The 13891-nt window shown below is 66.6% G+C and carries 14 protein-coding genes; 4 read left to right on the top strand and 10 right to left on the bottom strand.

The window, feature by feature from the left end:
- Positions 1-10 precede the first annotated feature (10 nt).
- Positions 11-967, top strand: coding sequence for a DUF72 domain-containing protein (locus ACKTTN_RS12890; RefSeq protein ID WP_407910301.1), 957 nt, complete (start codon positions 11-13; stop codon positions 965-967).
- A gap of 109 nt (positions 968-1076) precedes the next feature.
- On the opposite strand, the gene ACKTTN_RS12885 is transcribed toward ACKTTN_RS12890, so the two are convergent.
- Positions 1077-2018, bottom strand: coding sequence for a class I SAM-dependent methyltransferase (locus ACKTTN_RS12885; RefSeq protein ID WP_407910300.1), 942 nt, complete (start codon positions 2016-2018; stop codon positions 1077-1079).
- On the bottom strand, positions 2018-2779 hold the full coding sequence (locus ACKTTN_RS12880) for a class I SAM-dependent methyltransferase (protein WP_407910299.1): 762 nt from the start codon (positions 2777-2779) through the stop codon (positions 2018-2020). The genes ACKTTN_RS12885 and ACKTTN_RS12880 overlap by 1 nt, the downstream gene beginning before the upstream one ends.
- Before the next feature lie 279 nt (positions 2780-3058).
- Between ACKTTN_RS12880 and ACKTTN_RS12875 the strand changes: the two genes are divergently transcribed.
- Positions 3059-4024: an NAD(P)-dependent alcohol dehydrogenase gene (locus ACKTTN_RS12875; RefSeq protein WP_407910298.1), complete on the top strand. Its 966-nt coding sequence runs from the start codon at positions 3059-3061 to the stop codon at positions 4022-4024.
- A gap of 237 nt (positions 4025-4261) precedes the next feature.
- On the opposite strand, the gene ACKTTN_RS12870 is transcribed toward ACKTTN_RS12875, so the two are convergent.
- Positions 4262-5125, bottom strand: coding sequence for a helix-turn-helix domain-containing protein (locus ACKTTN_RS12870; protein ID WP_407910297.1), 864 nt, complete (start codon positions 5123-5125; stop codon positions 4262-4264).
- Between the two features lie 140 nt (positions 5126-5265).
- Here ACKTTN_RS12870 and ACKTTN_RS12865 point away from each other — a divergent pair, with 140 nt between their 5' ends.
- Positions 5266-5817, top strand: coding sequence for a DUF1579 family protein (locus ACKTTN_RS12865; RefSeq protein ID WP_407910296.1), 552 nt, complete (start codon positions 5266-5268; stop codon positions 5815-5817).
- Positions 5818-5852: 35 nt separating this feature from the next.
- On the opposite strand, the gene ACKTTN_RS12860 is transcribed toward ACKTTN_RS12865, so the two are convergent.
- Positions 5853-6410 carry a YaeQ family protein gene (locus tag ACKTTN_RS12860; RefSeq protein WP_407910295.1) on the bottom strand — a complete coding sequence of 186 codons (558 nt, stop codon included), beginning with the start codon at positions 6408-6410 and terminating at the stop codon, positions 5853-5855.
- 309 nt (positions 6411-6719) lie between these two features.
- Between ACKTTN_RS12860 and ACKTTN_RS12855 the strand changes: the two genes are divergently transcribed.
- A complete protein-coding gene (locus ACKTTN_RS12855) occupies positions 6720-7982 on the top strand; it encodes a M61 family metallopeptidase (protein ID WP_407910294.1) in 1263 nt (420 codons plus the stop codon).
- Positions 7983-8033: 51 nt separating this feature from the next.
- Here ACKTTN_RS12855 and ACKTTN_RS12850 read toward each other — a convergent pair whose 3' ends face one another.
- The 6 genes from ACKTTN_RS12850 to ACKTTN_RS12825 form a co-directional block, all read right to left on the bottom strand.
- Positions 8034-8591, bottom strand: coding sequence for a DUF2058 domain-containing protein (locus ACKTTN_RS12850; protein ID WP_407910293.1), 558 nt, complete (start codon positions 8589-8591; stop codon positions 8034-8036).
- A 25-nt stretch (positions 8592-8616) separates the two neighbouring features.
- On the bottom strand, positions 8617-8988 hold the full coding sequence (locus tag ACKTTN_RS12845; RefSeq protein ID WP_407910292.1) for a hypothetical protein: 372 nt from the start codon (positions 8986-8988) through the stop codon (positions 8617-8619).
- 220 nt (positions 8989-9208) lie between these two features.
- Entirely contained in the window at positions 9209-9874 is a 666-nt protein-coding gene (locus tag ACKTTN_RS12840; RefSeq protein WP_407910291.1) for a DsbA family oxidoreductase, read from the bottom strand.
- A gap of 218 nt (positions 9875-10092) precedes the next feature.
- Positions 10093-12726 carry a putative bifunctional diguanylate cyclase/phosphodiesterase gene (locus ACKTTN_RS12835; RefSeq protein WP_407910290.1) on the bottom strand — a complete coding sequence of 878 codons (2634 nt, stop codon included), beginning with the start codon at positions 12724-12726 and terminating at the stop codon, positions 10093-10095.
- Between the two features lie 6 nt (positions 12727-12732).
- Positions 12733-13206: a type IV pilin protein gene (locus ACKTTN_RS12830; protein ID WP_407910289.1), complete on the bottom strand. Its 474-nt coding sequence runs from the start codon at positions 13204-13206 to the stop codon at positions 12733-12735.
- A gap of 279 nt (positions 13207-13485) precedes the next feature.
- Entirely contained in the window at positions 13486-13776 is a 291-nt protein-coding gene (locus tag ACKTTN_RS12825; protein ID WP_407910288.1) for a hypothetical protein, read from the bottom strand.
- Positions 13777-13891: the final 115 nt, after the last annotated feature.

Raw genomic sequence — 13891 nt, 5'->3', positions numbered from 1 at the left:
CGCTGTCGACATGGGCCTTATTCGCATCGGCACGGCGAGCTGGACGGATCCGACGTTGATCCAGTCGAAGCTGTTCTATCCACGCGGGTGTTCGTCCGCGGAGGATCGGCTGCGCTTCTATTCGAGCCATTTCCCGATGGTGGAAGTCGACTCCAGCTATTACGCGATGCCCAGCGAACGCAACGCGCAGTTATGGGCCGAACGCACGCCGGACGGGTTCACGTTCAACCTCAAAGCGTTCCGCATTTTTACTGGGCACCAGACGCCCGCGAAGGCACTGCCGCCCGATATCGCACGCGAGCTCGCTCCGTTGCTCGAGCACAAGCGCAACATCTATTACAAGGATCTTCCCGACAGCATTCGCGACGAGATGTGGCAGCGCTTCGAACGCGCCGTGCAGCCACTCCGCGATGCCGGCAAACTCACCGCGCTGCATTTCCAGTTCGCACCCTGGGTCATACCGTCGCCGGACTGGAAGCGGCATCTCGAGGAGTGCGTGGGCCGCCTGCCTGGTCACCTCCTCGCTTTCGAGTTCCGCAACCGCGCCTGGTACGACGGCCGCCATGACGGGATGACGCTTGCGATGGAGCGTGACCTCGGCGTCGCCCATGTCGTCGTCGACGAACCTCAGGTGGGCGCCAGGTCGATTCCGCAGGTCTGGGACATCGCGTCACCTCGCCTCGCCATCGTGCGCATGCACGGCCGCAATCACGCGAAGTGGGAGAGCAAGGCCGCCACCGTCGCCAGCGACCGGTTCGACTACGACTATTCCGACGACGAACTTACCGAAATCGCGACGCCCATTCGCGATCTCGCCCAGCGCGTTGCGGAGTTGCACGTGGTCTTCAACAACAACCAGGGCGACCAGGGGCAGCGCAATGGCCTGTCGCTGATGAGGATCATGGGCCCAGTAACGCCCTGCAGCGGCGACACGCCCAGTTCCGTTATGTCCGACCGGATCGGATAATTTGTGCAGCGCGGAACGTCGACCGTAAATAGATCGATCACACGCGCGCGCGACGCAATGGGCCATTCGTGGAAGATGGGTCGATGCACGCGCTTCGCAGCGACGTCACCTATCCATTTACAGCAAGCAGTTCCCACGTTTGAACAGCGTATTCATCCAATTGCAGCGGATCCGGCGTCTCTGCCGAGACGTTGGATAGGAGTTCGTTCGCCCACTCCGCCGCGGAGGTCCGGACGCGTTCAGCGAGCGCGTCAGGTAGTCGGGAATCAGGTTCGAGTCGACACAGTTCCATCGCAGCCCTGCGCACCCGGCCCGCCTGCTCCTGCAAAGTACCTGCGCCGGCGTTAAGCAGCCAGGTCTGCATGCCGAGCTCGGAAAGCCGCTCTCGGTACCACGCAAGCGGATGGTAATCGCCAACGCTATATCGCGGTAGCCACGGATGCACTGCGAACGCCGCACTACGCGCGATATCGTGCGGCAGAAGCGTAATGCCGGCTATCCCAAAGTGGGGATCAGCCTTCACCCAGTCCGGATTACGGAAGTTCGGCACAGTGATGTATAGCGTGCCACCCGGCGCTAAGCAGCTCGACAATGCTTCCAATGTCGAAGCAGCATCGTCGACGTGCTCCAAGACGTCGGTGCACGTAATCACGTCGAAAAGCCCGTCTGAACAAAGGCTGTCGAGTACACGACGCTCGTCAATACTCCCTTCCTCGAGGCGTCCTTCAACGCCGTGGCTGGCGAGCAGCTCGCGAGCGAGGGCCAGATAATTCGCATCGACGTCGACACCTACGACGCGGCTTGCCCCCGCTTGTGACGCAGCGACGAGGTGCCCCCCATAGGCGCAGCCTGCGTCGAGAAAGCGAACACCTGGCTGCCATCCGTGCGCTTGGAGATTCGTAATCACACCGCGGCCCCGCTCGACTGCCCCAAGCATGTAGTACGCCCACGTGCGGCGGGGCTCTTCGAGCACATCGAACGACGCGCCCGCGGGCAGATCCATTTTTCGGCGAACGGCAACTTCCCAGCATTCCGCAGCTGTCAGAGACACTAGAAACGCTCCAGAAGCACGTAACGTCGCTCCATGGTCCGGCATTCGGCCTGTCGCACGATCCTGAACCGACTGCCTTCAATCAATTCTCGAACGTCGTCGAGCGTGTAGCGGAACATCGCCGACGGGAAGGTCTTCGACAGGCTATCCGTTGGCGAGAGAACGACGTAGTGCTCCGCTTCGGGGTCCGGCCAGAAGAAGTCCGCGTACAAGCGTCCGCCCGGTCGCAGGAAACGCTCGAGAAACGTCAGGTTTTGCCGCCCGAGTTCGAAGTTCTGATGGATCCAAAAGTATCGACCTACGACCGTGTCGACCGTGCCGACGTGCGACTCGAGCGACCGATGGTCGCCCACATGAACGTAGGTGCAGTTTGACGGCGACACCAGCCGCGCGACCTGCAGCGCCATGGTGCTGAAGTCCACGCCCAGATAGGACGCGACGTAACGTCCGAGCTGCTTTCCGAGATTTCCGCAGCCGCACCCGAGTTCCATGACGTGCCGCCCCTGCAACGCATCGGCGTCACAATAGAGTGCGAGATTCCAGCCCGGCTCCAGCGACAGCGAGATAAGGTCCAGCGGGTCGGCCGGCAGAGGCGGGTGATCGCGGAGCTCCGTATACGGCGTCAGCTGCAATTGCCATTCGCGGCTCAAATAGCTCAGCCACTCGTCGTTCCATCGCTCCACATCCTGTTGTGAACATTGGAACAGCGACGAAACACGATGAGCGTCGCCGTCTTGGACCGCGGAAATCAGGCTCTTCACTGCGTCTTCGTTTTCCACACCCATAGTCGGCACGGCCCGTCTCCATTTGCCAGCGAATGCCAAGACTACCGCAGCGGATGGAACGCAGCAGTCGACTTGGACACGTTCGTCGGATCGGTGCAGTGAAGAAATATGGACACCCGACCGCCACGCCCGGCATCAAGCGGCGGACGAGGGGCATGACTTTGCCCTAGCCAACGGAGCTCCCGTCGAGGACACCATTACCCAGGGCGACTTCCGGCCCATGGAGAACCTTCCGCATCGGCGTCTACTCGGCTGATGAAGACGCTCAGGCAGCTCGCCTACGGCGGGGTCGAGACGCTGCAATGGGTCGAACGGCCGCTGCCCGCGCCGGCCGCGGACGAGCTGCGCGTCCGCGTGCATGCGGTGTCGATCAACGCGATGGACTGGCGTTTCATGGCGGGCGGCGCGTTGTCGCGCCTGATGACCGGCGTGCGTCGGCCGCGCCTTGGGCCCGGGGTGGACTTGGCCGGCGTCGTCGACGCGGTGGGCGAATCCGCGGGCGGCTGGCAGGAGGGTGACGCGGTATTCGGCAGCGCGCGCGGCGCCCTGTCGGAATTCGTGTGCGCCAAGGCGATGCGGCTCGCATTGAAACCCGGCGCGCTTTCGTTCGTCGACGCAGCCGCGCTGCCGGTGGCCGGGCAGACCGCTTTGCAGGCACTGCGCGACATCGCAGGCGTGCAGGCGGGTCAGCGGGTGCTCGTCAATGGCGCATCCGGCGGCGTCGGCGCGTTCACCGTGCAGATCGCAACGTTGCTGGGTGCGACGGTGACGGGCGTATGTGGCCCGAAGAATGTTGGCTTCGTCCGCGCGCTCGGTGCAGCGACGGTCGTCGACTACAGCACAACGGATTTCACTAGTACTGTCGAGCGTTACGACGCGATCGTCGACCTGATCGGCAACCATCCGCTGCGCGAGATGCGCCGACTGCTGTTACCCGGCGGCGTGCACATAGCGGCGGGCTTCCACGCGCCGGGCATGCAGCCCCTGGTGCAGGTCGTGAAAGTGGTCGCCGCGAATGCCGTGCACGGCGAGCGGCAGACCACGTTCATCGCCCAACAGAATGTCGACGACCTTGCATGGCTCGCCGACCGCGTCTCGGCGGGCGAGTTGTCGGCGCCGGTTGGCCATGTGTATCCACGCGATGCCGCGGTCGACGCAATGGCCGCCATGGCCACCGGGCATGCGCGCGGCAAGCTCGTCGTAACGATGCGCGACGAGTAACTGCTGTTTGCTCGGGTCAACGCGCGGTGGCAACGGTATCCCTGATGCGTCTGACAGTCTCCGTCGCGCGACGGTGTCGATTCGCGCCGGCAGCATGCTCCATCGCTTGCCTATGCAACGACGGCGGCATCGTGGCGCCGACGTCTCGCATCTCGACGTCCAGCGTGTACTCGGAGCCGCGATGCGTTTAGGCCCGCCGCCGACTTGTGCCGGAACGACGCACAGCGAACGCACCCGCTAATTCGTCCCGCGACGACGCACCGCAGCGACCTGCCCCGGCGTAACGCCCAAAACGCGACGCATGCACCGTGCGAGGTGACTCGCGTGTGCGAACCCGGTGAGCGCGGCGACGTCACTGACACCCATGCCGCCTTCGACCAGGTGTAACCGCGCGCGCTCGACGCGGCGCTCCATCACGAAGCGATGCGCGGTCATGCCCGTCGCGTTCTTGAACAGCGGTTTGAAATGCGAAACGGCGTAACCGGCGACGCCGGCAAGCTCGGCCAGTGAAAGATCCTCGTCCAGGTGCGCTTCGATGTAGTCGACGACGCGTCGCAGCCGCCACGCGGGCAACGCACGCGAGGTGGTCGCGGCGTCGAGTGGTGCACGCGATTGCAACGCGAGCAGGCGCGCCGCAAGCGCCCATGCAAGACCGTCAGCGAACAAGCGTCCTGCCGGATACCCGCTGTCGCTTTCGGCCTGCATCATCCAGCCGATGCGTTCGATCTGCGGATCACGGATATGGATCGCAGGCGCGAGCTCGCCGCCCGCACGATCAATGGACTTCGCTGCGTCGCGCATCACGGACGGCGCCAGCCGCAGCAGCAGCGATGTCGCCGGCTTCGACAGTGCCCACCGCGTGCTCGAACCGGCGGGCACCACGCAGAACTGCCCGTGCAGGCGCGTCCCACGACGCTCGTGCCCGCCCACGCGATACGTCACGGGCACCGGCTCGCCCACGTGCAGGCAGAGCACATGTCGGTGGTCGACCGGCGAATCGAAACGTCCGACCGGCACGGGCGAGGCGAGCACGTCGAGCGACGGCAACGTCGCACCGACCGCAGGAGCCGGGTAACACGCAGGCCTGCCGGTATCGCTCATGGCGACAGGTTCGATCCGGCCGGCCAGACGAAGAAGTCCCACAAGTCATCCTTTCGTGCCCGCGACCAGCCGAACGTGCGCGCCGCGCGGCAGTCAGCGGTCAAGCATGACCGCCAGTCATTCGACGGGGACCACGATCGATGAACAACGGATACGCAGTGATTCTAGCGCTGCTGCTGGCGACGACCGGCACCACCGCACGCAGCGCCGACAGCGCACTTCCCTCGCGCCCGCACACCGACACGACCGCGGGCCAACGACTGGCCGAGCTGACCGGGCTCTGGAGCGTGAAGCAGGAACTGTGGTTGCAGCCCGGACCACCGCAGGTCGACACCGGCACGGCCATGTTCGCGATGGTGCTGGGCGGTCGACAGCTGCAACAGGACCTGCGCGTCGGCTCGCGCGTGCCGTTCCAGGCGCTCGGCTACATCGGCTACGACCCGGCCACGCGGCGGTACATCTCGACATGGATGGACCTCAACCTGACCGAGGTCATCGTGATGCGCGGCAGCTACGACACAGGCACGCGCACCTATCGACTCAGCGGCGACATGGCCGCCGACGACGGGCAACGAATACCGACGCGCGAAGAACTGCAGCAACTGGACGACGGGCACTTCGTCGTCCGCTACTTCGAAACGCGACGCGGCAAGGAAACGCTGGTGGTGCAGCTGGCGTATTCGCGGCGTTGACGATGGCCCGTGACGCGCGCGAACGACGCGCGACGTCAGTTCGCGCCGAGCGGCGTCCCCATGCGCACCGTCGGACGCAACGCGACGGTTCGCGTGGTGTCCATCAGCTGCAGTTCGCCGTCCTGGATCATCGCGGTAACGCGCATGCCGCGGTCGAACAGCGCGGTGATCGCTTCAACGCCGTCGGTGTCGATGTCGATCACCGTGAGGTTCTTCAGCCGCGTCAGCGTCGGCGCGTTCTTGGTCCACCACACGTCGGCCGCGCGTCCGCCGTAGTTCACGACGACCACCTGCTGCGCACGGCCGCTGGCCTTGCGGATGCGCGACTCGTCGGGCTGGCCGAGTTCGATCCACTGCTCGATCTCGCCCGTGTAATCGCGACGCCATAGCGCCGGCTCGTCCTCGTCGCTCAGGCCGCGACCGAACTCCAGGCGCTCGTCGGCATACAGCGCGAACGCCAGCAGCCGCACCATCAACCGCTCTTCGGTCTCCGACGGGTGCTTCGCCAGCGTGAGGTTGTGCGACGCGTAGTAGTGCCGGTCCATGTCGCTGACCTGCAACTCGGCTTTGACGACGGTGGCCTTGGGTGCCATGGAAATCCTGGCTGCGAGGCCGGGTGGAGACGGGCGGGCATTCTAGGTCACGCCGGCCGCCGTGGCCGTGCGCTCGTCCGGAGCTGGGCGCGGCCCGATGCGCCCGTGCACCGGAAACGCGGCACGGCGCTCTCGCCGCGGCCGCGATTGATGCATGCTGACGTCGGCCCTCGGGAGTTGGCGATGCGCGTACGTTCCCCGCTTGCGTTGATCGTTCTGGCGTCGATTGCGACCGCTGCGCACGGCAGTGATGGGACGGCAACCAACGCCGACGCCCGCTATTCGGTCCGCGTCGTCCACACCTCGCCGATGCGACTGCACGTCACCGCCGACCTGCCGCTTCGCGACGACCGGCTGCGCATGGCGCAGTCGTGGCCGGCCGATGCGGAACCGGTCGCGACCGGAAGTTGGCCCTCGCTGGTCTCCGCGCTTCGCGTGACCGGTTCGCGCGGCAGTGCCTGCACGGCGACATCGGCCGGGAGCGATGGCTGGCGCCTCGAAGCGGGCTGCACTGGCCCGTTGCGCGTCGAATACGACGTCGACTACGCGGTGCTTGCCGCGCAGCACTGGCCGGCGCCGCGCGAGTCCGCGTTCGCCGACGCCGACACGTTCGTCGCAACCGGGCGCTCGCTGTTCATCACGACGCAGGCGATGCAGGCCGCACGCGTCGCGTTCGCGGTACCTCGCGGCTGGCGCGCGGTAACGCCGTGGAATCGCGATGGCGGAACGTCGCGATTTCGCGCGGAGTCGGCAGATGACCTGGTGGACAACCTGTTCGCGATCACCCGCATGCAACCGGACACGCAGGCCGCCGGCGGCTTCCGCGTAAGCACGCTGGCATTCGGTGCGTGGCGCGCGAGACGCGCCGACGTGTCGCACGTCATACGCGCGGCGCTGCCACGCTACATCGCGTCGATGCCGACACCGCACGTGCAGGACTATCTTGTCGTGCTGCTACCGCAGGCCGACACCGGCGGTGAATCGTTCCGCGCAAGCTTCGCGTTGAACACGACGACGCCAGGCGACATCGCAACGCGTGCGGTCTGGCAGAACACGATCGCGCACGAACTCTTCCATTACTGGAACGGCTGGCGGCTGCGTGGCAGCGACTACGCGGCGACACAGTGGTTCCAGGAAGGCTTCACCGACTACACCGCGAACACCACGCTGTTCGATGCCCATCTGCTGACCGACGCGCAGTTCCGCGCGAAAGTCGCCGCGCACGTGGACGCCGCCCGGCGCCTGCAAACCCCGCTGGACGCGCCGGGAACACACAAGGGCCCGCCGCTCTACAGCGGCGGCGCGCTCGTGGCACTGGACTGGGATGCACGGATCCGGCGTGCCACGGGTGGAAAGCACGCGCTCGACGACGTCTTTTCGACGCTATGGCGGTCCACCGACCACGGCACGCGGGCGTACGCATGGCAGGACATCCGCGCGGCCCTGCGGTCGATCGTGCCGGGCGAGGACTGGGACATCCTCTACACGCGCCATGTTGCCGGTCGCGAGCCGATCGCCGACGCCGATGTCGCCGCCGACGTTGTCACGGTGACTACGCGCCCGACACGCTGAGATTCGAATGCCGAGACCGCTGCCGATGGTGCGGCGGGCTGGCAATCCCGACTACCAGATCAGATCGTCCGGCACCTCGAACTGCGCGTAGTACGCGTCATCGTCGGAGGCCGGCGTCGCGCTCGCGGACGCGGACGCCGCGGCATGGTCGAGCACGATCATCGACGAGTCTCGCGCATTCACCTTTTCCGCTGCAGTACGGGGCAGGAGGGCGTAGCCGTCATCCAGGCGCGCGATCACCAGCGCGCCGCTGGCGAGTTGCGCGCGCGACGCCGCGTCGACCAGCACCGAGCGGATGGCGTCGCCGTCGGCGAAGCGATAGTCGATGTCGCCTTTCGCCAGCACACGCTGCGTATCGATGATCTGCCGCGCCTGCGCGCGCTGCTCGTGTGCACGCGCCTGCGCATTGCGCTCGGCCGCAAGCGCGCGATCGCGCTCCACGCGTTCGGCGCGTGCGCGTTCCGCTTCGACCTGTTGCGTGTTCGGCGACGGCGGCGCCTTGCCCTGCCGCTGCCTGGCCTGCTCGCGCGCCGCCTGGTCGACCTGGGATTTCTTGACCAGGCCGGCCTTGAGCAACTGGTCCTGCAGCGGATTGCGAGTGCGCGCCATGTACGTTTCCGTTACGCCGACACGATCACGACTGCGGCGACGCGGCGGGTGCCGCAGCTGCGGGTGCCGGGCTCGCCGCGTCGACCTTCCTCGGCGTCGCCATCAGCATGAACATGACGCACTGGCTCGACATCTTGTCCATCGGTGCCGCGACCATCATCGCCTTGAGATGCTTGCGAACGCCGGCCTCGTACGTGTCGATCGTCTCGCCGCTCTGCAGGCGCGCCGTCTGCACTTCGCGACCGTGCGCGATCGCGTCGGCATTCTGTTGCGCCCAGGCGTCGATCTTCTCGTGCGTCCCGGCGATCGACGTGTACAGCGGCGCGCACACCTCGTGCATCACCGGCGCGCTGACGCTCTGGAGATAGGTCAGGAAGTCCTTCTCGTCGGGCGTCATCGGGCGCGACTGGGCGAAACACGGTGACGCCACAGCGCCAGCAAGCAGAACCACCAAAGACATGCGACGCACGGATGACCTCCCCAGGTCCAGTTGAATTAACCCCACGCGCTGCAACGGCGACGGGGCTCCGGCCATTCTAGTCGCGGTTGGCGGCTGCACCGTGGCAGCGACGCCAAGCGCCTGCAGCGGCGTCGATACCGCCAACGAAAACCTGCCGTCACTCGCGCCGCTTCCCCGCGATCTGTCGCAGAACGCCCTCGAACACGTCGACGGGCTGGCCACCGGACACCAGGTATTCACGGTCGAACATGAGCGCCGGCACCGAGTGGATGCCCGCGCGCAGGAAGGTCTGTTCGTCCGCGCGAACGTCGTCGACGTATTCATCGGACGCCAGGATCTCAGCCGCGCGCTCGGCGGGCAGGCCGACTTCGCTGGCGATGCGCACGAGCGTGGCGGCGTCGCTTACATCCTCGCCGTCGGTGAAATAGGCACGCAGCAGGGCGTGCTTCAGGGGCAGCTGCAGGCCTTCGGTCGCCGCCCAGTGCAGCAGGCGATGCGCGTCGAACGTGTTGTACGTACGCGTTCGAGCGCCGGTGGTAAACGTGAAACCCAACGCGGCGCCGCGCTCGCGGATGGCCTCGCGATTCTGCTCCAGCTGCGCGTCGGACATCCCGTACTTGCGACGCAGGTGCTCGCCGATGTCCTCGCCCTCCGGCGCCATGTCCGGATTCAATTCGAAGGGCTGCACGTGCAGATCGATGTCGACGTCGTCACCGACCCGCGCAATCGCCTGCTCGAGCGCCGCGAGTCCGATCGCGCACCACGGGCAGACGACGTCGGAGACGAAGTCGATGCGGATCGGAACGGGGTTTGAGGTGCTCATGATTGGATTCCTGACGGTCGCGGCACACCGGATGTCGCGTCAATTCCGCAGCCTCCCCGTTCGACGCCGCAACATTCGAGTTGCGCACTGCCGGCCGGTGCGTGGCATCCGCCGACGTAAACATCGACGAAGGCGTGACTGCGGACGATGAAGGGGGCTTGCACCCGGTGACGCCGCCGCAGGCCCCGCCTGTCGACCGACGCCGCGGGTGAACCGGCTCAGGCGACAGACGCGGCTTCGAGCAGCCGCTGAATGTCGATCGCCGGCATCGGCCGATGGAACAGATAGCCCTGGAACACGTCGCAGCCCCAGGACCGCAGCAGACTCAGTTGCGATTCGGTTTCAACGCCTTCGGTGATCACGTCCTTGCCGAGCGTCGACGCCAGCGCGAGGATCGACTTCACCACCGACGCTGTCGCCGGCTGGTCCAGCGCGACCACAAACGACCGGTCGATCTTGATCGTGTCCAGCGGCAGTCGCGCGACGTAGGCGAGCGAGCTGTAACCGGTGCCGAAATCGTCGATGGCGACCGACGTACCGAGGTCACGCAACGTCTGCAGCTGGCGTGCGCTGGTTTCGGCGTCGCTGATGAGCAGCGATTCGGTGATCTCGATTTCCAGGTCCGACCATTGCGCGCCGGTGTCGAGCAGCACGCGCCCGATGTCGTCGATCAACGCGCCCGTGCGCAGCTGTTCGCTCGACACATTGATCGCCACGCGTCCCGGCTCGAGCCCCAACGCGCGCCACGAGACGATGTTCGTGCACGTCGCGCGCGTCACGAACGCGCCCAGCGCATCGATCAGCCCGTGTCGCTCCGCCAATGGCACGAATCGCGATGGTGGAATCCAGCCGCGGGCCGGGTGGTGCCACCGCACCAGCGCCTCCATACCCGCCCACGCGCCGGAGCGCGCATCGATGCGGGGCTGGTAGTGGACGTCCAGCGCGTTGGCGGCCAGCGCCCCGCGCATCGCGGCGACGAGTTCGACTTCATCGCGCGCCGCTTCATTCATCCCCGGCGAGTACGCCGCGAAACGTCCGCCGCCGTCCTGCTTGGCCTGGTACATCGCCACGTCGGCCTTGCGCACGAGGTCATGCGCACTCGTGCCATCGGCAGGATGGAATGCGAAGCCGGCGCTGTAGCGGATCGCCATGACGTGGCCGTCGATCACCAGCGGCACGGCGAGCGCGTCGTCGATGCGTGCGCGGATGACGTCGAGCTCGTCCGGGCGCGCAACGTCGTGCAGCAGCAAGACGAATTCGTCGCCACCGAATCGCGCGACGACGTCGTTCAGGGGCAATGCGCCGCGCAGACGCCCGGCGACTTCCACCAGCAGGCCGTCACCGAGCGCGTGGCCCAGCCCGTCGTTGACGGACTTGAACCGGTCGAGATCCATGAAGACGACGGCGAACGATCCCGTCGACGTGGCGATCGCCGCATCCAGCGCTTCGATCGCGGCGCGCCGGTTCGGCAGGCCGGTCAATTCATCGTGACGCGACTGGTGCACCAGCCGACGTTCGCGCGCGTCCAAGGCGAGCGCGATGGCGACGCGATCAGCCAACTGGCGCGCGGCGTCGAGTGTTTCCTGATCGAGCTGTGTCGCGTGCTGCGCGACGAGCAGCACCCATGCCTGTGGCTCGTTCTGCTGGCCGATCGACAGCCGATACGAAGGCGCGCCGACGCTGGTCGCGCGATCTGCATCCGGAATACGCAGCCAGTGGCCGTCGACGGAATCGCCTGTCGTCGAATCGAGCAGACGCAATGCGGCGTCGCAGTCGAGTGCGCCGCGCGCTGCGTCGGCTGGATGCACCTCGCGCGCACCGTTGACGGTGAGCTCGATGGCGATCGCGGCGTCGGCGATGCCCGGCAATGCGCGCAACTGCGACGCGACGCGCCCGAGGATGGCATCGAGCGAGTCGCGCGACACGATCCCGGCATCGACTGACGACAAGCCCCGCAAGCGCGCGAGTTGCCCGCCGATGCGCTGCTGCATGTCGTCGAACGTCGACGACAGGGCGGCGAGTTCGTCGGGTGCGCGCTGCGATGTCGCCTTGGCGCGCGAGCCGGAGAAGGTGCGGATGCGATCCATCAGCCGCTCCAGTGGCACCAGGGTGCGGCGGATCTGCACCAAGCTCATCAGCATCGCCATCAGCAACACGCCGGCGGCGAGCAGCGCGAACCATTGCACTTGCGGACCGCGCGCCGATGCCGGCCCACGCTCGAGGTCGAAGCGCCATGCGGCGGCGTCGAATTCGGTGCGCAGATCGAGGTCCCACGCGTCGTGTACCAGGCGTACACCCTGCGCAACGCTGCCTTCGCAACCGAGCTTGTGCGTGCCGGAACGTACACACACCCGCGTGCCGTCCACGACATCGTCGTCCGGATGCCAGAGGTAGTGCGGCGACAGCACGCCGGCGTAGACGGATGCGGCGCCGTCCGGCTGGCGCCGCGTTGTCAGCAGGACGACCCGCATGTCGTGCGATTCGCCGGCCGCGGAAATGCGCAGCCGCGGTAGCGCCGATGCGGCGACGCTGCTGTCCAGCGGCCGGTGCACGACGGCATCGAACACGCCCGAACCGCCGGACACGGCTGTCGCATTCGACTCCGCGATGCGCGAGAGCAGTGCCTCGGCGCTCTGCAGACGGCTGAGCATGGTGAACGCAACGAAGCGCGTCTCGGCGCGCGCGCTGCGTTGTTCGGAAGCCTCCATGGCGCGGTCGGCCTGGCGCCACGTCAGCCCGAACACCAGCGCCGCCGGCACGAACGCCATTGCGCAGAACATCAGGAAGATGCGCCGCGCCAGCCGGCTGCGCAGCCACGTGCCTTCGATGCGGAATTCCGACCGGTCGGGCATCGGCGGTCAGTAATCCTCGGCCAGGCCGATGTAGCTCCCGGTGCGCGCGCGGATGACGTCGTCGAGGCTGTCCTTCTGCGTGATCTGCGTCTTGAACACGCCGTCGCGCCCGGCGCTGAACAGGTCGTAGTCGGAATTGAGCGGGTTCAACTTGTGGTCCTTGCGCGCCGTGCCGTGGCCCTTAACGCCTTCCAGCAGCGTGTAGTAATACGGATTGCCCCATGGGTCGACGCGACCGTCGCGATTCACGGCGTCCAGCTCGTCGGGGTAGTCGCCGTTGGCGCTGCGGTAGCGCTCGATCCGCATCTGGAACTCGGCGATATCGCTCATGGCGTGCGTGACGCGCGCGCGCTCGATCACCCCGCTGTACGCGGCATTGGCAATCGTCGCCAGGATCACGAGCACCGCAACCGCCAGCACCAGCTCGACGAGCGTGAACCCGTCGCTGGCCGGCTCCGGCACGCGGCGCAATCGCCCCACCTCCATCCGCTCCTCCGTTACGGCACCGGTCTAGCGGAGAGTAAGCAAGCACCGTACCGGCGCCGTCAATGCGCTGGCGTCGGCCCTCCCCCCGGCGGCCTTTCCAGCCGATCTTGCGGTGCGGACCACGCGGCGGTCAGCGATGACGCGCACGGTTCGCGGCCGGCCTGAACATCCGGTGCGGGCGGCCGCGGGCCATGGACCGGGGGCGAAACGCCGCGGCGGGCAAGCAAAAGGCGCCGTTGCCGGCGCCTTTTGTGTGACATGCAGCAGCCTGCGTCAGTGGATGGTGCCGTTGGCGCCCTCGGCGTCGTCAGTGACGGGCTTCAGCGATACCGCGAGTTCCTCGAGCTCGGCGATCTCCGCCTCCATCGCCTCGTGCAGCTCGCCGGCGCGGACCATCAGGTCCTCGATGTGATCGGCGTGCTTGAGCTTCTTGAGCTCGCTATCGAACAGCAGCCACTGCGTGGTGAGCCGCTCGACGTTGTTCTTCGAGTAATGACGCATCTCCTTGAGCTGCGTCAGGGTGTCGTTGACGTGATCGAATGGTGTCTTGCCGTCGGTGGACATTGCGACCTCCTGCTTCGGTGGTGACGCAAGCAGGAGTAACGCAGCGCGCCTGTCTCGTTGCGGAACGGCAGGGGTTTTTAGTGCACGCGGGGTGAATTTCTACCGGGCCGCGCGC

The organism is Lysobacter claricitrinus (assembly GCF_045866565.1).
Taxonomy (GTDB): domain Bacteria; phylum Pseudomonadota; class Gammaproteobacteria; order Xanthomonadales; family Xanthomonadaceae; genus Cognatilysobacter; species Cognatilysobacter claricitrinus.
The sequence above is the reverse complement of the archived record's forward strand: the minus strand, read 5'-3'. Positions and strand labels throughout refer to the sequence as shown.

Excerpts from the sequence above, each read along its gene's own strand:
- ACKTTN_RS12890 (WP_407910301.1), top strand. The coding sequence starts at position 11 with ATGGGCCTTATTCGCATCGGCACGGCGAGCTGGACGGATCCGACGTTG.
- ACKTTN_RS12875 (WP_407910298.1), top strand. The coding sequence starts at position 3,059 with ATGAAGACGCTCAGGCAGCTCGCCTACGGCGGGGTCGAGACGCTGCAA.
- ACKTTN_RS12870 (WP_407910297.1), bottom strand. The coding sequence starts at position 5,125 with ATGAGCGATACCGGCAGGCCTGCGTGTTACCCGGCTCCTGCGGTCGGT.
- ACKTTN_RS12865 (WP_407910296.1), top strand. The coding sequence starts at position 5,266 with ATGAACAACGGATACGCAGTGATTCTAGCGCTGCTGCTGGCGACGACC.
- ACKTTN_RS12860 (WP_407910295.1), bottom strand. The coding sequence starts at position 6,410 with ATGGCACCCAAGGCCACCGTCGTCAAAGCCGAGTTGCAGGTCAGCGAC.
- ACKTTN_RS12855 (WP_407910294.1), top strand. The coding sequence starts at position 6,720 with ATGCGACTGCACGTCACCGCCGACCTGCCGCTTCGCGACGACCGGCTG.
- ACKTTN_RS12850 (WP_407910293.1), bottom strand. The coding sequence starts at position 8,591 with ATGGCGCGCACTCGCAATCCGCTGCAGGACCAGTTGCTCAAGGCCGGC.
- ACKTTN_RS12845 (WP_407910292.1), bottom strand. The coding sequence starts at position 8,988 with ATGACGCCCGACGAGAAGGACTTCCTGACCTATCTCCAGAGCGTCAGC.
- ACKTTN_RS12840 (WP_407910291.1), bottom strand. The coding sequence starts at position 9,874 with ATGAGCACCTCAAACCCCGTTCCGATCCGCATCGACTTCGTCTCCGAC.
- ACKTTN_RS12835 (WP_407910290.1), bottom strand. The coding sequence starts at position 12,726 with ATGCCCGACCGGTCGGAATTCCGCATCGAAGGCACGTGGCTGCGCAGC.
- ACKTTN_RS12825 (WP_407910288.1), bottom strand. The coding sequence starts at position 13,776 with ATGTCCACCGACGGCAAGACACCATTCGATCACGTCAACGACACCCTG.